We start from the raw sequence: 20,218 nt of genomic DNA on the forward strand, positions 1-20,218 counted from the left end.
ACCAATAGTACATAATACTTATTCAAAGTAACCCATAACCCCTAATCCCTAAACCCTAATCCCTCACCCCTAATCCCTCACCCCTGACTGATCAACTGCCTCCTAATCAAGCTATATTGCAATTATCAATGATTAGAAAAAACACCTGTGTTTCCTCTCTACGACGAAAATCAGACGCGAATCACGCCGTATATCACCTACGGCTTGATTGGCATGAATATTTTAGTTTTTCTTCATCAACTTAGTCTATCGAGTGAACAGCTAAAGCTGTTTTTTGATCTGTATGCAGTAGTACCAAAACAACTAACTACTAACTTTGCTGGTGAATGGACAACACTATTCACATCGCAATTTTTACACGGTAGTTGGTGGCACTTAATCTCCAATATGTTGTTTCTCTGGGTTTTTGGTAACAATATTGAAGACCGCTTGGGTCATCTCAAATATCTAATTTTTTATTTGGCGTGCGGTGCTTTGGCGGCTTTGTGTCAGTGGTTTATTGGAATGAATTCTATCATTCCTTCCTTGGGAGCTAGTGGTGCAATTTCGGGAATCTTGGGTGCATACATTATCCGCTTCCCACAGGCTAGAATCATGAGCTTAGTTTTCTTAGGGTTTTTCGTCACCACTATCAGAATTCCAGCTTTGGTTTTGATTGGAATTTTCTTTATTCAAAATGTCATCTCCGGTTTATTCAGTCTCCAAGCAGCAGCTAACATGAGTGTGGAAACTGGCGGAGTCGCCTACTGGGCACATATCGGTGGCTTTGTTTTTGGTCTAATTCTCGCTCCTTTATTTGGGTTATTTCGACGCGAATATTAAACATAGCAAAGATGGGGAGCTTGGGAAGTGTGGGGAGTGTGGGAGGAGGGGGAGGTGTGGGAAGAGGGGGAAGTGTGGGAAGTGTGGGAGGAGGGGGAGGTGTGGGAGGAAGGAGAAGATAGCAAGCGTAAGCATAAATTCTTTTTCTCCCCATCTCCCCATCTCCCCATCTCCCCATCTCCCCATCTCCCCATCTCCCCACACCCTATCTCGACACTTCCGCTGATTCTAAAACTGGTTGTGGTTGGGAAACAATGATATCAGTCGCATTGATGATTGCTCCCAATAACCCCAATTCAGATTCCATTAATTGATCAACCGCTTCACTCAACATATTTTCTTGTGTGTAGCTTGGTCGTGTCACCAAGACTATACCGTCGCTGTGTGGTTGGATTAATAATGGATCATTAGATAAACTGAGAGGACTAGTATCTAAAATCACTAAATCATAGCGGGCGCGGGCATCTTTTATCAGGCTGTGCATTTCGCTTGATTCCAATACAGATGCAGATTGGCGCACTGGGCCAGGACTAGGAATAATGTATAAATTTTCAACATCAGGAACTAAGCGAATACACTCACTCAAGCTGGCATAATAGCGTAGAGGTTCGATGGTGGCGTCGGGATCAGCAGCCAGTTTCAGGGATGAACAACAAGAAGGCGATCGCAAATCTGTTTCAATAATTAAGGTTCTTTTTCCAGCACGAGCTGAAGCTATTCCCAAGTTGTAAGCACTGGCGGTTTTCCCTTCGGTACTGCTGACGCTGGTAATCAATACCACCTTTAATTGTTTACCACCAATGCGGTGTAAATTACTGCGGAATTTCTCATAAAATTCTAAATAGGGAGAATATAAAGACAACATCGCTGGTACAGCAGTTGAATCTAGACTCTCAATTGGCATCATTGGTAATTCTCCCAAAATTGCCACTTCTTTTTGCTTGAGGTTCTCCCGGATATCTTCCTTGGTTTTGTAGGTTCCTTCCAAAGCACCTAACAAAAATATCACCCCACCACCAACCACTAAACCCATAAAACCACCAACACCGATGGTGATGGGTACACTCTTCGGTTTCGTGGTGAGCGGGAGAATAGATGGAACTTTGGCGATACTGAGACTAGTAACGGTTTCAGCTTCAGCAGTTTTGGCATCTGTGAGTTTAGCTTGCATTTGGTCATAGACAGCTTTTTTCAGTGCGACTTCTTGTTCTAAACGCGATCGCTCCAATTGTTTGTTAGGTATGAGAGAATATTCCCGGCGTAATCGCACTTCTTCTCTAATTTGCTGCGCCAGTTGTTGTTGTAGTGTCTCTCGTTGAGTTTGCAAAGCCACCATCTGATTTGCTAGCAGTTGTCTAGCTGGATCTAAGTTGCTTTGAGTGCGGATATTCTGCACATTATTAGCTAACGGCGCCGCCATCCCATTACCACCAATGACCTCAGCCGCACGTTGTTGTAACAATTCTTCAGAAGCTTGTTTTTGACGCTGTAACTGAATCATGGTCGGGTGTTCAGGACGCAAATCTTTTCTGAGTAAAGCGATTTGTGACTCAGTTTGATAAATCTGCGATCGCAAATTAGCAATAATCAAATCAGCACTCAAAGCTGAAGAAATCGAAGCCTGCTTGACATTTAAGCCCAATTTATCCTGCAAACTCCGAATTTGAGCATCCAGCCCCGAAATAGTGAGTTGAATTTGTCTTTGCTGACTTTGGCTACTAGTGACAGCACCTAACAAACTACCATTTTCTGCTGCTAATATTGCTGGGCGTTCTCTGCGATCGTACAGTTCTAGTTTCTTTTCTGCTGCTTGCAGTTCTGCCTTCACCTGCGGTAAACGCTCATTAATTTTATTAATAATTGCGTTTAATCGTTGACTGTTAATATTACCACTCAAATTAATCATTGCTAGCATCAATTCTTGCAATATCTCTCTCGCTAACTTGGCATTACTATCTTTATATTTAAGTCCAATAACAGCAGATGAAGCATCTGCTTCCTTCCCCGGTTCAGCTTTTTTCGGCAGACTAATTGCTACATTTTTACCAATCTTTTGTGGCTTAACATTGACCTTCATCGCCACAGTTTCAATTATTTGATTCGATAACAAAACTTCTTCACTGAGAGTTTGTCCTTGCTGTTGAATTTCGCTACCAGTTGCAGAAAATGAAACTGGCGGTCGATTATATGTCAATGCACCATCAGCTATATATACAGGCGGTGGATCAGGTTGTAGTGCTACCACCATCGAACCCGCCACAACCACAGCACAACTAGCGAGTCCAATCCACTTATATTTTTCAAAAGCAATCAAATAGCGTTTAACAATTGGGGGCGTCATTTGTTGTTAGTTATTAATTATTGGTTATTGGTTATTTCTCCTCCACCACCCCACAACTCCCGCAAGCAGAAACAGAATCAAAAGCGGATCTATTTTGTAGAGCCACCGGTGAAGAAATCAAAGAAACGAATAAAGCTTTGGATATTGAAAAATGGTTGGGTGATAGTAGTCAGAGCATTAGTAATTCTACCGATGAGGTTACGACCAACAACGATAACATCATTATCTTGCAACGCCACATTTTGAGACGCATCGCCCCCCAAAGCTTTTTTGGCATCAAGCCTCTGGGTGACGGCTTGACCTCTTTCTGGGTCGAAACGTACTAGAGCAATATCACGGAGATTGGCGGTGTTAAGATTAACGCCTCCCAAAGCATCGACAAAACTGCTGCCATTAGGTAAAGTTTGATTGATAATTCCCCCAGCAGCGTAGTTGAGAATCCTGACTTTAATCTGCGGTACAGCTAAAGTAGAACGGGATACTAAATTGCGATCATAGCCATCATCAGTACCAACCTCACGACGTGGTACAACAACAGCATCACCATCTTGCAGCCGTAAGATAGGAACAGATTTACCATTTTGTAACGTCGCATATAAGTCGATATTTTGTGAAATCACAGAACCATCAATTAATCGCCGACGCACTACTATCTGTCGTAAATCTGCAACAGTTGTCGAACCACCAGCTGTGAGCACAGCATCACCCACACGCAGTGTAGGGGTAGAAATGTTATAAATACCCGGTCGAAACACTTCCCCGCTGACAGTTACTTGCACCGGTCTTGGCCTAGCTAGGGAAACCACCACCACCGGATCAGTCAAGAAGCGACTGAAACCCAAGCGAATTTTTTCTTGCGCTTCTGCCAAACTCAAGCCTTGTAGAGAGACAGTGCCTAATTCTGGCACTAAGATGTTGCCTTCTAAATTAACTGCTGTCTGGAAACTGAAATCCTGACCCTGTTTCAACAATGATAAAACTAAGACCGGATTAATCACATAACGATTGAGGAGCGATCGCACTTTTTCTTGTGCTGCTAATAAAGTCAAACCCTCTAATGACACTGTACCTAAAAGTGGTACAGTTACATTACCTTCTGGATTAATTACGGCTTGAAAACTCAAGTCAGGAAAGCGCTGAACTACAACACTGATGCTATCTCCAGACCCCAAGCGATAAGCACCATCAGGGCGCCGTATCTCCACATCAACTATATCCCCAGGCCCTAAAAGATAGCGGTTAAGCTGGGGAGAAATTTCATTATTAAAACCTAGAGGTGCAGGTTCTACATTGCTTGGTGATGTTGCTGGAGATGGTAAAGTCTGGGCAACAACAGGTTGAATTACCGTTGTCGCCAAAGTGCTTAACTGAAGACCAACAACACACAAAATGCTGAATGCACGGTTATGGGATCTAAAAGCTATAAACATTTGTGCAGTAAAGCCGAAATCAAAATGAGTCGCGCCGAGTCGCCATTTTACTCTGCAAATACCGCAAGTGTCTCGTGTATATAAAATTTTTAAAAGGGAACAGGGAATAGGGAAAAGACTGTTTCAGTTGGGGTCAAATCTTCAACTGAAACCAGCAACTTAGCGCTTAAGCTCTCACTTCGCCTGATTCTCCAAAGCAGCCGTCATCAAAGCGCTCTGTACCGTTTTCCCCAGGGACTCAGCTAAAGGCCAAACCGTCTCCACTTGTCCCAAAGGTTCCATAGGTATCAAAATACTAACGCCTACCCAAGGAGTCCGTTGCTTACCCCATTGTGCAAGTTGATCTGCCAAAAACCAGCGCAGAGGTGACGGGTGTCCACCATTAGGTAAAGCGTACCACTGCAATACAGCAAAGGTTTCCTGTGGTGTGGAGGCACGAAAATATCTAGCTTCTACTGTAATTGCAGTTGGTTGTTTAAGAGTGAATGTGGCGAGACGCGTTTCGGCTATATCCCATTTTCGCCAACGTAATCTCCCCCAACCGTTAATTTCTGACCACTCAACTTCCGGTTGATCCTTGGGACTGTTTTGTGGTAGAAGCAACAGCATAGCCTGAGTTTGCGAGTTTTGTTGCTTAATCACCTGTAGTGTCCACTTTTTTTCACCCACTTGTGGTTGGGCTTGCTCAATCGTTTGCCAACCAGGAAGGCTTAACCCCATCTTGCGTATTTGTCTTAATTCTTTAATAGTGCTCACAGGTAGCGGTTGTTTCCATTCCCATTGTCCTGTGATGTATCCGGGAATTCCTGCCAAACCTAAGAGTAACAGTAATAGCAACAGTACTACTACCTGATTCCATTTGTCTTGCTTGAGCAACTTAGATAAAGAAATCATTGGTAAAATTTGCACGATTTAGGCAAAAGTTTACTTGGTAAAATTACACCATGAGTTCAGTAATATTCACACTTATAGCAGGGAACAGGGAAGAGGGAACAGAGAGCAGCGCGGTCTTGGGGGTTTCCCCCATGAGCGACTGCGGAGAAACAGGGTTGAAAGTCGCTTTGTATAAGTGTTTTATCGTTGGTTCATGTCCTAACCTATGTGGCTACGGCTATATTTAGCGATCGCTGTTTTCCTAACTATGTGCTTCATTCACCTGAAAGCGTTGTATCATCTGATTCTGAAGCTGGCAAATTGACCGCGAAATAGCTATTAATCTGATTGAGAAGTGGTACTAATAACATCAACATACATGCAGAATAGAGGTCGCCACCCCAACTGTCATGCAACCAATGAAAAGCAGATGTTTGACCTGTTCCGTGAAAAAATGTCAGCATCGTATTCCGAATAATATTGGCAATAATGCTGATGAAAATAGCCAGAGATAAAAACCACATGGGGATGCGTCGTACAGAAAAACTCCCAGTCCAATACAGCAACATTAAGCTGACATAAATAGTTGTTAATAACATTTTTAGCCCGGCACAATAAGGAGCTACTTCTACAATTTTTCCACCAACATAGATATTGACTTCATCAACAATTACTTCCATTCCCAACTGATTAAGGATGAATCCTGCCGAGCTAGCGATAAAACTTTGCAGAGGAAAAGTATAGGGAGCAATTAAATAAGGTAAGGCAGTTGGTGTTGCTAAAAATACTAGCAATAGGGGAAATCTTTGTAATCGCCAACCTGGGATGCCTTTAAACCATAAACATAACCCAGAAAGTATAGTAGGCAAGGAAAGATTAACCCATTCGGTAACACCACTTAGATAAAAAATTCCCCCCAATAATAATAAAGTTGCCCCTAAAAAATGAGTCTTATTTGCTAGACGCTGCCATTGTTTTCGCTTTAACCAAGTTAGATAAATAGCAAATGGTAAACCAATCATCCCATGACTAAAATATTCATGTTCTGTACTAATGTTTTTGTGTAACCAACCATCTACCCAGTGTAAGAGTATTGGAGCGTAAAGGAGTACGAAAACTCCAAAGATTCCTAAATTTAAAATTTGTGATAGCTTGCGAGTTTTTGTTAGTAACTGAATCGTCATAATTTTTCTCAATGCATAATTCTCAAACTTTAGAAAATAGACACTCAATTTTTCTACAATTATTCACAGTAATTTCCAATTGCATGAGGTACAGCATAGCTAGCCTAAGCGCCCCTATTTTCTAGCTTCTAATCTCACTAAACAGACAACAATTGTTGTGGTTCACTACTAACAATTGAAGCGATCGCTGTTACCACTGCTTGAATTTGGCTATTACTTAAACCAGGGTACATGGGTAACGATAATATTTGTTTAGCTAGCTTTTCTGCTTGGGGAAAATCTCCTAATTGATAACCCAAATTAGTAAATGCTGGTTGCAAATGACAGGGAATTGGGTAATGAATACCAGTTTGAATTTTTAATGCTGATAATTCTGCTTGAATTTGCTGGCGATTTAGGGGACAAGAATCGTCAATTTTGACTACATAAAGATGATAAATATGCCCTATTCCGCTGTGGTTTTGTATGGGGATAATTCCAGCGGATGCTAGAGGCGCTAATTCTCGATTATACTGTTGAGCAATCTGATAGCGATCGCTATTCCATTTTGTCAAATAAGGTAGCTTTTCTCGTAATACGGCGGCTTGCAAAGTATCCAAGCGACTATTAGTCCCTGATTCGATATGAAAATACTTTTGCGATGAGCCATAATTCCGCAAAAGCAACATTTTTTTCGCAATATTAGAGTCCTTGGTTAATACCATTCCTCCATCCCCAAATGCTCCTAAATTCTTACTAGGATAAAAGCTAAAAGCTGCTGCAGTTCCTACCGCACCCGCTTGATATCCATCTCTTGCTGCTAAATGAGCTTGGGCTGCATCTTCAAAAATTAGCAAATTATAGGTATCCGCAAAATCTAATAGTTGCTTTGGTGATACCATCTGTCCATAAAGATGCACAGGAATAATTGCTTTAGTTTGGGGTGTAATCGCCTTTGCTGCTGCTTGTAAATCAATCAAGGCTGTTTGGGGGTCGCAATCGACAAATACTGGTTTAGCCCCCGCACGCAGCACTCCAATTAATGTTGCCACAAAAGTATTAGCGGGTAAAATTACCTCGTCACCAACGCCAATATTACAAGCCTCTAAACCCAGAGCGATCGCATCTGTTCCTGACGCTACACCTATTCCATAATCTACGCCTGATGCAGATGCAAATGCTGCTTCAAAATCTGATACTGCTTGTCCTAAAATAAAATCTCCCTGTTCTAATACAGCCTGAATAGCCTGCTCTAATTGAGTTTGAATTGACTGATGTTGTAGCTTCAAGTCTACAAAAGGAATTCCCTGGTTTATTTGATTCATTGTTAAGCACCTTCAAAAATTAATTTCATTTTTTTGAATACCACTTATGTTTGCTGATTTAATAAAATTAAGTCAGCAAATTATCTAAATTCATTCTTTGAATTCCGTTAACCTTAAAGTAAAAAACTCTAAATTAGGTATGTAATTTAATTAAGAAACATCTATCTAAAAATCTAATTTACTAGAGTTGACATTATTTAGTATTTTGTTGAAAATCTAGCTAGTAAATTTTACGGATTAATCATTCAATTTCAATTCAAAGCAAGTATAAACACTAGATTTGCACAATATTTTTCTCGCCTTAATGTTATGCTACCCTGACCTAATCTCAAACTAACGCTCTCTTGTAGCAAAATCTAAATTAATAGTGATTACATGAGTATTAGTTAGAAAATTTAGTCGCAGCCAATACGAACTAGTGGAGGCGCGCATCACCAGTTTTTGGCTAGAGGAAAAATTTTACTCACAGATTGTTTATCAGAGGCAAAATTAGGGAATGCTTAAAAATAGTAAATAATAACCCATAAACAGCGGTTATATATAGCAGGGAACAGGGAACAGGGAACAGAGAGCAGCGCGGTCTTGGGGGTTTCCCCCATGAGCGACTGCGGAGAAACAGGGTTGAAAGTCGCTTTTTGTAAGCGTTTTATCTTTACTTCATGTCCCAACCTATGTGGCTACAGCTATAAATTACAGTATCGAGCAACTATTAAGGTAACGGTGGCAATGTTAGAGCCTGACAACAAATTATTTGCCCTCAGGGACGGTTGGGAATCCCCAGAAACAAAAGAAGAACAACGCCTCAAAGCATTGTCAGATTTAGGTTTGCGACAATCTCAAACTATTCCCGTCTTTGAGGAAGCTACTCAAACTGCTGCTCATTTTTTGGAAGCGCCAATTTCCATTTTGGGATTCGTTGATGAAGAACGTCATTGGTTCAAGTCAGCGGTGGGCTTATCTCGCTTAGGACTGATGAATCATCTAGCGCAAAACCGCCAACTCTTACGCCAAGAATCCTTTTGCACCAAGGTGGTCGATAATTTTCAAGTTTTAGTAATTAATGATACTCATAAGTTAAAAGATACCGTACTTTCATCGAGTAAATTGGTGCGTGATTATGGTATAAGAGCATACTTAGGCGCGCCGTTGATTGATGCTTCCGGGAATTATCTAGGCGCTCTAGCAGTCATGGATCTCGTACCGCGCAACTTTACAAATCGAGATATTGAGTTTTTACAAATTATTGCGCGTTGGAGTATGAGTGAGTTTGAGCGCAATCGACTTCTGCAAAAAAAATCAGAAAACATTACTCCTACTTTGTTACTCAATGACGACAGCAGCAGTAGGCTGAGAATTAGTCCTCCACCGTTGGTAGAAGAATCTGTTTCCACCAAACAACTCAAGCTAGAGCTTTTAGGACAACTAACTCAAGAATTGCGTACACCGCTAACATCGGTATTGGGGATGGCTGGCGTCCTGGGACGCGAGATTTACGGCCCTTTAACAACTAAACAGAGAGAATATGTAGAAATTATTCAACACAGTGGTAAATATTTACTTTCTCTAGTCAATGAAATTACTGAGTTGGGGACAATGAATGGCGATTCAACTGAGGTGAATTTAGCTCCTGTAGATATTGAAATGCTGTGTCAACAAGCCATCAATACTTTAGAAGAAGCTGCTAATCGCCGTGAACAAGATATTCGCTTGTCGGTAGAACCAGGACGCAGTCGCATTTGGCCTTTAGATAAAGACAAAGTGCGACAAATACTCTATCACCTGATTTTTAGTGTAATTCAGCTTTCTGCCACAGGTAGCATTGTTCGCATTCATGTTTCTTACAAAGAAAATGCGCTGAATGTTACCGTTTGGGTATCCCATCCTTGGCTGGGAGATGGGATGACAGACGTTGATCCTTATTTTCGGTTTAATTCTTATCCCCTGGCGGAGTTAACAGATGAAGCCGCAACCTACAATCCTCCTAGAGAAAATCAACTCTCATCGGTGATCTCCACTGCAAATGATATCCCTGCAAATCTTTTAACAGTGAATTCAGGGATTGATTTAGCAAAACCGCATAGCAGTTTATCCCGCGAAAGCTTGGGGCTGTTACTTGCTTGCCAACTGGCAGAATTACATCAAGGACAAATTTCTATCCAAGGTTCATTAGAATCGGGCTATCGCTATGTACTGGCTTTACCGTTGCAATCGGCGAAAAACACTGCAGAAGCCATAAGCGAAGTTTTATAGGGAATTAGCGGGGTTCTCAATCCCCAATTCCCCTATGAGTTGCTGAATGAATTTGCCAATTTTTAATCTGCGTTATTACCTTTTTATAATTACCCGCATTATGATTAAGTCCAAGTTGTATGCGGTCGTACTCATTGGTGATAGCGTTGTTTATGAATTTAGTCTGGCAAAAATTCACTTTAACTAATTTTCCTATTCAAGAATATTTTGCAAGTAGCTACCTACACCGCCATGCAGTAGGGCTATTGCGCTCCTGGCGACAAAGCAGCTTTTTCATGCGCTGGGGAGATGCGATCGCGGCTCTGTTGCTGAGTCTAGTATACGGTCTTGCACCCTTTGTCTCTACTACTCTGGTGGGTTTGTTGCTAGCGGCTTGTGTGGCGTTTTGGTTACTGCTGACTTTATCGGATGACACAGCAGCAAAAACTTCGTTAGTTACCCCGATTCATTTGTTGGTTTTGCTTTATTGGGGAGTTGCTGTGGTGGCTACGGTGTTATCGCCAGTAAAAAAAGCAGCGTTGAATGATTTGCTAACTTTAACGCTTTATTTGCTGTTATTTGCTCTTTGTGCGAGAATTTTGCGGTCATCTCGCCTCCGGTCTTGGATTATTACCCTATATCTACATGTAGCACTGATTATCAGTGTGTATGGGTTGCGTCAATGGTTTTTTGGTGCGGCTGCACTTGCAACTTGGGTTGACCCAGAATCGCCGCTGTCTAAGACTACTAGGGTTTATAGTTATTTGGGGAACCCTAATTTGTTAGCTGGATATCTTGTGCCGGCTGTGGTTTTCAGCTTGGTGGCAATTTTTGCTTGGCAAGGCTGGATTAAGAAAGCTTTAGCATTAACTATGCTTATTGTCAACACTGCCTGCCTAATTTTAACCTTTAGTCGTGGCGGCTGGATTGGTTTATTAGCGGCTATTTTAGCAGTAATGGTGTTGCTAATTTATTGGTGGAGCGTACATATGCCTGCTTTTTGGCGTACTTGGTCGCTACCGATTATTGTCGGAGGTTTGATTGGTGTCTTGCTATTGGCGGTGATTTTTGTTGAGCCTGTGCGCTTGCGGGTCGTGAGTATTTTTGCTGACCGCCGAGATAGCAGTAATAATTTTCGTCGCAATGTGTGGGATGCGGTGTTTGAGATGATCCGCGATCGCCCCATTATTGGTATTGGCCCTGGTCACAACTCTTTTAATAAAATTTATCCCCTCTACCAACGCCCCCGCTACACTGCTTTGAGTGCCTATTCTATTTTGCTAGAAATTGCTGTGGAAACGGGTTTGATTGGTTTAGCTTGTTTCCTGTGGCTGATCATTGTCTGTTTGAATGCTGGGTATATGCAAGTGCGCCGACTGCGACAATTAAACTCTCTAGAGGGATTTTGGTTAATTGGGGCGATCGCCTCTATGGTGGGTATGCTGGCTCACGGTGCTGTAGATACTGTTTGGTTTCGTCCGGAGGTCAATAGTCTTTGGTGGTTGATGGTGGCTCTAATTGCTAGCTACTGGACACCCATCGCTGCAAATAACCCACAAACAGCCGCAAATTAGTAAAAATAGCAAGAAGCTAGTGGTCTGTCCCACAAGTTTTGCAAGGTTTGTAGTGAGCGATTTATCGCTCAATTTTCAGCACTGAAGTGCTTACTACAAACTTTTATAACCCTTCAGAATTAATGGGACAGACCACTAGGCGAGGGAGTATGCAATCAGCTCCAAAATCTCAAATGCTATCAGTCTCTATAGCTAGTAGCTCCTGGAGCGTTGGGGTCACGATAGCGAGTTGGTTCATCGTTATGCTTTCTAGCTGTTAACCCAGCTAGGCCTAACAAACCAATTAATCCTAACCAACCCCAATCAAAATCATTACGGTTATCATAAGTTGTTGTTGTCCTGGGGGCAACATCTGTTCTGGGAGGGGTTGTCACCTGAGCTTGCGCGACTAGGGTAAGGGGCAAAATTGCCATACTTAAGGTGAGAATACCAGTACCAACCAATTTACTCAAATTATGTGTCATGGTGAAAATTCCTCATTGCTGCCTAAGTTATTCACCACTTTATCGAGTCCGAAATTGAGCAAAATCAATCCGTAGCCATAAACTAAAGTCGGCTGAACTCACGCTTAAGGTATATGACTTGCTCTGGGCGATTGGTGAATTATCCCACCGCCTAATAATTTTTCATCGCTCGTTGAATATCGCGCTGATCTTGGCGACGTTTGAGGTCTTCTCGCTTGTCATGGAGTTTTTTACCTTTACCCAGGGCTATACTCACTTTCACTCGACCGCGTTTGAAATACATCTTTAAAGGAACTAGAGTTAAACCTTGCTGTTCAACTTTGCCTATGAGCTTACGAATTTCCTGACGATGCAATAATAATTTGCGGGTGCGGCGCGGTTCATGATTAAAATATTGTCCGCTAGCAGTGTAGGGGGAGATATGGATGTTGATTAGCCATGCTTCGCCGTCACGAATTAAAGCATAGCCATCTTGAAGATTAACTTTACCTGCGCGAATTGACTTCACTTCGGTTCCCACTAGCTGAATTCCAGCTTCGTAGGTTTCCAAGATTTCATACAAATAACGGGCTTGACGATTATCGCTAATAACTTTATGGCTTTCGCTCTTGTCGCTCATTGAAAATTTTGCGTACCTTAAATGTGCCTAACAAATTCTGGGGACTGGCTGGAGTATGAGAGCTAGGGGCTAGGGATGAGGTAAAAGAGGTTTTTTCATGGATGACTAACTAATCAATATCAATTTTTAATTGAGTATCAGGCTCATCCTTTTAATGTAGCTTTTTCTAGTTCGCTGTCAAAATTTCTCTGTTAATTTCTGTCTGCGGAAGTGGTGCGGTAGGTGAATTTTGCTTTACATAAAAGTGAGCAGTTACTCCAGAATTTTGATAAGTTGTTACAAATCCATCCACTTTATACCCCACCCCGTCTCTGGGAGTTAAAACTAAGTTACAATTCGTTAGCCCTGTCTAAAGATTTAAGATTGTCTTTATAAATCAACATGCAGCCATTCATTAGCTAATAATCCTGTCATAGTATGAAAAATAAGAACACTATTCTTGCTTGTGTTCACTAATAGTGTTCATAGAAGCAAATTTATTAGACAAAAAAATGCTAGGGGTGTACTGTCCATGCCCTTGACGATCCTTGTAGTGGATGACGATCTGGGCACTCGTCTTTCTATTAGCGATTATCTTGAACTTTCTGGCTACTCGGTGATTATGGCTAATGATGGTCAAGAGGCTTTGACGATGGTGGTAGAGTATCATCCTGATTTAATTGTCACCGATATTGTCATGCCACGGATGAATGGCTATGAATTAGTGCGCCGAGTACGTCAACAACCAGCGTTTCGATTATTGCCTGTAATTTTATTAACAGCACGAACTAAGACCCAAGAAAGAATTTTAGGTTATCAATCGGGCTGTGATTTATACTTGCCTAAGCCTTTTGAATTGGAAGAGTTAGCGGCGGCGATTCGCAATCTTTTAGAGCGATCGCAAATTATTCAATCTGAATACCGCTTTTTTCACAAGGAAAATTTGGATAACTTTACACCAGCAAAAGCGTCAGAAGCTCAAGTCTCTCAGTTTACTCAAACTCAGAAGTCCCAATTAATCTCTTCTTTAACTAATAGAGAACAAGAAGTATTAGAACTGCTGACACATGGTCTTTCTAATGTGGAAATGGGTCATCGGCTTTATTTGAGTCCACGTACAGTAGAAAAGCACGTGAGTAGCTTATTACGAAAAACTACAACTAGTAACCGCGCCGAATTAGTACGTTTTGCGATTAAGCATGGTTTAGTGGAGTGATGGGAGTGTGGGGAGATGGGGGGATGGGGTGATGGGGTGATGGGGGGATGGGGAATGGGGTGATAAAGTTTGCGCCTTTAAACCAGAAACTTAGACATCAAAACTCAAAGCCTCCCACACTCCGCACACTCCCCACACCTCCCACACTCCCCACACTCCCCACCTCCCCACCTCCCCATCTCCCTACCTCCCCTCGTGGGGATGAAATTTTTCATTTAATGATTGTCGATTCTTGATTAACGACATACGCCAGCAGACCTTCACAAGCATCGACTAGCAAATCGATTACTTGATTAAATCCGTCTGAACCTCCATAGTATGGGTCGGGAACTTCTTTGAGGGTGTGTTGAGAACAAAACTCGCACATCAAATGCACTTTCTGCTGAAATTGCCGATCGCTGTCCAGAAACAGGATATTTTCATAGTTTTCTTGATCCATCGCCAAAATTAAATCGAAATCTTGAAGATCCGATTTTTGCAACTGGCGTGCTCGTCCATGCAGTTTAATTCCTAGTTTTGTCACTGCTGCAGCACTCATGCGGCGATCGGGTGGACTACCAATGTGATAACTAGAAGTTCCAGCCGAATCACAGACGATACTGTCACTCAAGCCAGCCTGAGCGATGAGATGATTCATAATATTTTCTGCCGATGGCGAGCGACAGATGTTTCCTAAACAAACGAATAGCAGCTTGTAGGGCATAAATATTTTTTGTTCTTAATCAATTGTCATTTGTCATTTGTCCAAAGTTATTAACAAAGGACTAATGACGAATGACCCTTGACTAAAACCCTGGTAGCTCTAACCCACTGGTCAAGTCTTCCATGCGTTCCCGCATTGTTGCTGTAGACTTGTTGTAGGCGTCTTTCATTGCCACTGTCACCAAATCGGACAGGACGTCTGCACCCTCACCTAAAGCATCAGCAGAAATTTCTACTCGTTTGGGTTCTTGATTACCGCTGACTACTACCTTGACCAAGCCACCGCCAGACTCGCCTTGAATTTCCATTTGCTCCAATTCTTCTTGGAGTCGCTTCGCTCCTTCTTGAACTTGTTGTGCTTTTTTGAAAGCTTCGGTTAGCTCTTTCATTTTTCCGAAGCCTGGAAAGCCAAACCCCTGTCCTTTTCCTGTCATAGTTGATTGTTCGCTTGTGCGTTGAATAACAAATCAAATTCAATTATAGATGGGGTGAGTGGTTTGCCTATTTTTTTACTCTTATATTAGGGAATAGACGCTAGTCGGGCAAATTGTGGCGAATGTGATTATGGCTGTATATTTTGGTGCCAGTTTTTCAGAGCGGGTAGCAATGTAGCCATAGGTGCAAATCCCTAAATCTAGCTATTGCTAGATGTTTTAGCTGCCTCAATCACTTTAATGTACAACTGTTGAGCCAAGAGAGATATACCTGTGGATGCCATTTTAGAGCGATCGCGCGTGCTAAAACAAGCTTTAGTTGATTTTGTCCTGGACGCAGAAGGTGAACTCGCCCAAGCGCTAGAAACCTACGCTGCAGCCCATTTGCGTTGCAGTGGCGAGGATAGTACACAACGCAATTTAATCACTGAGAGTTTTATCACAGAAGGAAAAGTTGGCGACAAGTCCCCACTAGAATTATTTATCGCCAGTCAGCCAGATTTATCAGCCGATGATCTCAATTTACTCAGTAATTGGCATCGTAGTTTTATCGGCTTATTTGCTATCACCGAAATTCTCCCCGATGGCGTAGAGTTGATGAATTGGTTAACAGCTAAACACTACATTGCTAAACCCAATAATTCTCGGACACTACAAGAATTATCGCGGTTGAAGGTAGGCGAAATTTTGCTCATCGGTATTTCTCCAATCACAGATGGCTATTGGTTATTTTCTGATACCTACGTGATTATGGGTAAATTAGGTAAACCGAAACTGGCTGTGGCGATTGGCAATTTCAAAGATAATTATAAAAATTATCTCTATCGAGATGCGCCAGAATTGTTAACAGAAGCTTGGGAATCTGTGGAGCAATATCATCAGCAGTTTGTTAATTTTTTCGGTAGCGATGAAATTACTTTGCCTGGATATCAACTCAATAAAAAAATTACTGAATTTCAAGATTTATTGTTACAGGAACGCTTAGAAGCTGCTGGCATTGATTCCACAAAATCCTTAGCAGAAGTAGCAGCAGAAGCGGGAATCACTGAAGAGGAAATTAATGCAGCCGCCCAAGAAGTAGGTGCTGATTCTGCAGAAGTTGCTCAGATATTGAACCCCAAAAGTAACAATAAAAAAATGGTTGCACCCAAGGTTGATTTACCAGCGGAACTGAAAAAAGCAGAACAAGTCACCGCGCTTTCTCATCCTCGTTGGGGACAAACGTTTTTAACAACATACGGCAAAATTAAAACTATTTTATCAACAGAAGATTGGCAAAGTGTGGAAGGTGCTCAAAAAGTAATTCGCTTCTATCTTGAAGATAATTCTATTAATACTTTTATCTGGCAAAGGTTAGCTCAAGAGTATCCGCTATCTTTAGAAAAGGTGCTGCAAACTTATTTACGACGCCCGGACTTTAGGTTAGCAAATGATTTAGATGCACTTTTGCAAGAGTTTGATAAACCCCTAAAACCAGAGTTACCAGAAATTGCTAGTGTCCCCATACATCTGCATAATTTATTTCAGGAAGCTTTAGCTGAGGTGAATAAATCTAAGCCTAAAAGTAAGGGGACAAAAAAATCTGCTAAAGGGTTTCAATGAGAGAGGAGTGAAGATGTGAGGCTGTGCTAAGTGGTAGATTTTTTTAACGCTGAGGTACGCTGAGGTTAACTAGGGGTTGTGAAACTAAATTTTCTAACCCTGCTGAGTTGAGTAGGCTTGTCCACTGTGCTGTTAGTGTTGGGTCTTGGGGCTTGGCGAGGCGGAGTTCTGCTAAGGTAGAGAGGGCATCGTACCATATACCGTTTTCTGCATAAAGTCCTATTTGTTGCTGGGGGGTTGTTTGCGGGAGAAGTTCTGCCAAACTGGAGTTTGGTTTCATTCGCTGTATCCAACCTTCTGCATACTGTAGTTGTTCGGTTTGTTGTGTGTCACATTTTACTTTTAATTTAAAGAACCAGCGATACATCTTCTCTGTTTGTAATGGCGGGATATTTGATGGTAGTCGGATGTTGATAATTCCTGGTGTTGGTGGTGATGCGACTGTGGTTTTGTATATAGTTTTACTTGATTTTTGGGATTCATCTTTGAGGATGAATTCTGTGCTAGCGATCGCAGAGATATTGTAGGGGACAAAAAACCAAAAGCTGGGATGTTCGCTGGTTGTTAATCCCCAAACTTTGGTGACGGAAACGGTTTGTCCTGGCTGTTGGTTAATTGTCTGCTCGTAGACGGGAACTATGGCCATGAGGGACTGATTGTTGTTTCCACACCCGCGACTGGCTGCTCCCCCACGATCGCCTGCTGCTCCTCTGTCTGGTGGTGGTGGTGGTACAAATTTGACTGGAGATGCGCTGGCTTGTCTGTCTGGTCGTGGTGGTACAAGTTTGACTGGAGATGCGATCGCTTGCGGAAAGTTCACCAGAAATATTAGTGTTAATACTGAAGTAATTTGTATATGATTTTTCATGTTTTTATTTGATGTTTATGACTTTCCCCCATACCCTAATAGCTACTACACTATTGCTCCCAATTAAGGCTAGTGTTGTAGGAATTAAGGGCACCCAACAACTAAAGAATGTTAGTAAAATTAGGCACATAGCCGATAAAATTACTAATTGACACGCTGTTGCTATGGCGATCGCTATTCCTCTTGATTGTCGCAGATACCAAGCAACAAGAATGCCGCTGCTAGACCAACCCCAAATCCACATCACTTCGCCCCATAGTGCCCATGTCCATAACAAAGGACGCCCGTCTAAAACCGCACTCAGTATTTGACTAACCATTTGTGCCTGCAAAACCACTCCTGGTATGGCTTGTGAGTTTCCTTGGCTGGTGGCGTAGGGAGTTAGAGGGTAGTCATTAAAACTTTCGGCTGTTGTGCCGATGAGGATAATTTTGTCTTTGAGTGCGGATGTGCTCAGTTTACCTCTCAATGCTTGTTGCAGCGTGATTTGGGGTGCTATCGCTTGTGGAGAACGGGAGGAGCGATAATTTAATAAAATTTGATGTCCTAAAGCATCTATTTTTTGATACCCTCCTGTATGTGTTTCTAAAGGTTTAAGTTGAATTTTTCCCAGTTTCCAAACTCCATCAGGAGTAAATTCTAGTTGAATTCCCTTAGTGTATAAGTAGCGCAATGCTAACTGCATACTTAAACTGTACGGTGCAGCACAAGCAGATGCGGGTGGGGGAGTCAAAGCTAAGAGGTGACGCCGCACCACATTATCGGGATCTAGGGTAATATCACTGAAGCCTAGACGTTCTTGAGGAACTTCGGGCGGTGGTTGGACACCAGGTTTTCCAGCTTGGGGATTGCTGACTTGACAGACGGGAATTAGGCGATCGCTGTTTCGCATCCGCGCTGCTAAACTGGGATAATCCTTGCCCACAGGATAATCTCGGTAGATATCCAAACCAATCGCCGTTGGTTGATGAACCTCCAATTTTTCCAAAAGTTGATCGAGAGATTTGTCGGAAAGCGAACCTCGTCCTTGTTCTTGGGCTTGTGCTTGGACATCATCTTCAGTCACAGTCACAACCAGTAAGCGAGAATCAGGGGGTTCTTGGGGACGCAACCGTAAAAGATGATCAAATGCTTGTAATTCTAATGGTTGTAGTATTCCTAAATACCGTATTCCTACCGTTAACGCAGATATAATGACGCTGGCTAGGAGCATGACGGATAGGTGTTGTCGTAGTTTTAATTGCTCTGGACGAATACGCCCAGTTAATTCGCGCCAACTCACCGACATCTCGCCTGGATTTTGGCAAATCACAGGTAGCCAAGTAGCACAAGGGAATTTTTTTTCCAATCCTTGCAAACGTTCTCGCGCTTCCCGCACCGATAAATACAAAGATTCACCACGAGAAAAAGCTGATAAAAAATGCTTCAAAAACTCCTGCGCTACAACGTCAGGGACGGGTTCTCGCATAACTATTAATTGGGGAATTTGTAAAGACGCAAACTCCCGCGCTAGTCCCAAACCATCACAAGAGTTAAAAATTGCTAATTTTAGCCCCCGTTCCACTGCTTTTTTTAAAGCAAATTTTAACTCACTAATTTTGAGACTTTCTGTTTGATTGATATAAATTTGTCCAGTTTCTCCTGCTTCTTGACTAGAACTATGTCCAGCGAAGAAGAGAATTTGCCAACTTTCCTCCCATAATTGTTCAGTTAAATCTTGACATTTTGGCTCAACTAAAAAAGTGATATTGGCATCGTTCAATTGTTCTAAAATAGCTCTGTCTGCTGCAATATCAATTCCCTGACTGTTACCTAAAATTGCGAGAATTTTTACTTTTTTTAGAGGATTAGCCGGACGATAAACTTGTTCATAAATAGGTGCACTGAGAGCAATTTCAGCCTGAGAATAAAGCTCAATTAAATCCCAAAAATGCCAAGGTAATTTTTGTAATTGTAGGTTATTTGTTTGTAAAATTACGCGAATATTATCAGCTAATATAAGCTTTTCTAACCATTTCTCGCGGATGGAGCGAAAAGAGTCAGATTTGAGCCAATTATTTAAGGTAATTTTTAATTTAGCCGCTGCTTGCTCGCAATCTGCTAAAGTTGCAACTGGCATGATTTGCTTTGGTAAACCAATAGGACGTGCTGGTAAATCCAGATGACGATAAATTGATTGCCAATTCTCATAAAGCAGCGGAATTTCTAAATTTGGCGGTAACTCACCGATAATTTCCGCACTGGGGCGCGCATTTTCATCACCAATTTGGAGTGTAACAGAAAAGCCCTGCTGAAAATTGCCTTCTCCAAATTTTAAGATGACTAACTTACCCACAATTGCTTCTCCACACTTGAATATTGCTAATTGTCTCTATTTTGCCGTGAAATTTTGAATTTACCGTTGGCGGGGATTTTGTCCCTCACATTCACTCTTACGACTAGCTTATGACTTTATGCACCTGCTTTGAAAAATGATATGCTTTTTCGTCATGGTTACATTTCTTCATCAGGGAGAGCGATCGCTTGCCCCTATACTTAAGCAATTTACAGGCTTCAAGCGTAATCAGTTATGATCAG

At 41.9% G+C, this 20,218-nt stretch carries 18 protein-coding genes; 7 read left to right on the forward strand and 11 right to left on the reverse strand.

The genetic code is table 11. The features are described 5' to 3' along the window. Positions 1-147 precede the first annotated feature (147 nt). Positions 148-822, forward strand: a complete 675-nt coding sequence (locus MIC7126_RS0107775; protein WP_026100108.1) for a rhomboid family intramembrane serine protease — start codon at positions 148-150, stop codon at positions 820-822. A 27-nt stretch (positions 823-849) separates the two neighbouring features. Further along, a complete protein-coding gene (locus MIC7126_RS30965) occupies positions 850-1,080 on the forward strand; it encodes a hypothetical protein (RefSeq protein ID WP_081603006.1) in 231 nt (76 codons plus the stop codon). Here the strand turns inward: MIC7126_RS30965 and MIC7126_RS0107780 are convergent. The 5 genes from MIC7126_RS0107780 to MIC7126_RS0107800 all read right to left on the reverse strand — a co-directional run bounded on the left by MIC7126_RS0107780 (position 1,028) and on the right by MIC7126_RS0107800 (position 7,954). Continuing rightward, entirely contained in the window at positions 1,028-3,163 is a 2,136-nt protein-coding gene (locus MIC7126_RS0107780; RefSeq protein ID WP_017652576.1) for a GumC family protein, read from the reverse strand. The two genes, MIC7126_RS30965 and MIC7126_RS0107780, sit on opposite strands and share 53 nt — an antisense overlap. An 89-nt stretch (positions 3,164-3,252) precedes the next feature. Beyond that, on the reverse strand, positions 3,253-4,593 hold the full coding sequence (locus tag MIC7126_RS0107785) for a polysaccharide biosynthesis/export family protein (protein ID WP_017652577.1): 1,341 nt from the start codon (positions 4,591-4,593) through the stop codon (positions 3,253-3,255). A gap of 174 nt (positions 4,594-4,767) precedes the next feature. Then, positions 4,768-5,487: a cyanoexosortase B system-associated protein gene (locus MIC7126_RS0107790; protein ID WP_017652578.1), complete on the reverse strand. Its 720-nt coding sequence runs from the start codon at positions 5,485-5,487 to the stop codon at positions 4,768-4,770. A gap of 254 nt (positions 5,488-5,741) precedes the next feature. Continuing rightward, positions 5,742-6,650, reverse strand: a complete 909-nt coding sequence (gene crtB, locus MIC7126_RS0107795; protein WP_017652579.1) for a cyanoexosortase B — start codon at positions 6,648-6,650, stop codon at positions 5,742-5,744. Positions 6,651-6,787: 137 nt separating this feature from the next. Then, positions 6,788-7,954: a DegT/DnrJ/EryC1/StrS family aminotransferase gene (locus tag MIC7126_RS0107800; protein WP_017652580.1), complete on the reverse strand. Its 1,167-nt coding sequence runs from the start codon at positions 7,952-7,954 to the stop codon at positions 6,788-6,790. Positions 7,955-8,680: 726 nt separating this feature from the next. On the opposite strand from MIC7126_RS0107800, the gene MIC7126_RS0107805 reads away from it, so the two are divergent. Then, entirely contained in the window at positions 8,681-10,204 is a 1,524-nt protein-coding gene (locus tag MIC7126_RS0107805; protein ID WP_017652581.1) for a GAF domain-containing sensor histidine kinase, read from the forward strand. 152 nt (positions 10,205-10,356) lie between these two features. Continuing rightward, positions 10,357-11,757, forward strand: a complete 1,401-nt coding sequence (locus tag MIC7126_RS0107810; protein WP_017652582.1) for an IctB family putative bicarbonate transporter — start codon at positions 10,357-10,359, stop codon at positions 11,755-11,757. 179 nt (positions 11,758-11,936) lie between these two features. On the opposite strand, the gene MIC7126_RS0107815 is transcribed toward MIC7126_RS0107810, so the two are convergent. Together MIC7126_RS0107815 and smpB are read right to left on the reverse strand one after the other, a co-directional pair. Next, complete coding sequence (locus tag MIC7126_RS0107815) at positions 11,937-12,221, reverse strand: WGxxGxxG family protein (protein WP_017652583.1); 285 nt, start codon at positions 12,219-12,221, stop codon at positions 11,937-11,939. 151 nt (positions 12,222-12,372) lie between these two features. Further along, positions 12,373-12,840 carry an SsrA-binding protein SmpB gene (gene smpB, locus MIC7126_RS0107820; RefSeq protein WP_017652584.1) on the reverse strand — a complete coding sequence of 156 codons (468 nt, stop codon included), beginning with the start codon at positions 12,838-12,840 and terminating at the stop codon, positions 12,373-12,375. 511 nt (positions 12,841-13,351) lie between these two features. On the opposite strand from smpB, the gene MIC7126_RS0107830 reads away from it, so the two are divergent. Beyond that, positions 13,352-14,035, forward strand: a complete 684-nt coding sequence (locus MIC7126_RS0107830; protein ID WP_017652586.1) for a response regulator transcription factor — start codon at positions 13,352-13,354, stop codon at positions 14,033-14,035. A gap of 47 nt (positions 14,036-14,082) precedes the next feature. After that, entirely contained in the window at positions 14,083-14,271 is a 189-nt protein-coding gene (locus MIC7126_RS31205) for a hypothetical protein (protein WP_154655857.1), read from the forward strand. Here the strand turns inward: MIC7126_RS31205 and MIC7126_RS0107835 are convergent. After that, positions 14,247-14,738 (reverse strand): low molecular weight protein-tyrosine-phosphatase, encoded by a 492-nt coding sequence (locus tag MIC7126_RS0107835; RefSeq protein ID WP_081603007.1) that lies wholly within the window; start codon positions 14,736-14,738, stop codon positions 14,247-14,249. The two genes, MIC7126_RS31205 and MIC7126_RS0107835, sit on opposite strands and share 25 nt — an antisense overlap. 82 nt (positions 14,739-14,820) lie before the next feature. Continuing rightward, positions 14,821-15,171 carry a YbaB/EbfC family nucleoid-associated protein gene (locus MIC7126_RS0107840; RefSeq protein WP_017652588.1) on the reverse strand — a complete coding sequence of 117 codons (351 nt, stop codon included), beginning with the start codon at positions 15,169-15,171 and terminating at the stop codon, positions 14,821-14,823. Positions 15,172-15,444: 273 nt separating this feature from the next. Between MIC7126_RS0107840 and MIC7126_RS0107845 the strand changes: the two genes are divergently transcribed. Continuing rightward, positions 15,445-16,773 (forward strand): hypothetical protein, encoded by a 1,329-nt coding sequence (locus MIC7126_RS0107845; protein WP_017652589.1) that lies wholly within the window; start codon positions 15,445-15,447, stop codon positions 16,771-16,773. A gap of 43 nt (positions 16,774-16,816) precedes the next feature. Here the strand turns inward: MIC7126_RS0107845 and MIC7126_RS0107850 are convergent, their stop codons facing one another. Beyond that, positions 16,817-17,641, reverse strand: coding sequence for a DUF928 domain-containing protein (locus tag MIC7126_RS0107850; protein WP_017652590.1), 825 nt, complete (start codon positions 17,639-17,641; stop codon positions 16,817-16,819). A 4-nt stretch (positions 17,642-17,645) separates the two neighbouring features. Continuing rightward, complete coding sequence (locus tag MIC7126_RS0107855; RefSeq protein ID WP_017652591.1) at positions 17,646-19,976, reverse strand: CHASE2 domain-containing protein; 2,331 nt, start codon at positions 19,974-19,976, stop codon at positions 17,646-17,648. Positions 19,977-20,218: the final 242 nt, after the last annotated feature.

The sequence above is a fragment of the Fortiea contorta PCC 7126 genome, assembly GCF_000332295.1.
GTDB lineage: Bacteria > Cyanobacteriota > Cyanobacteriia > Cyanobacteriales > Nostocaceae > Fortiea > Fortiea contorta.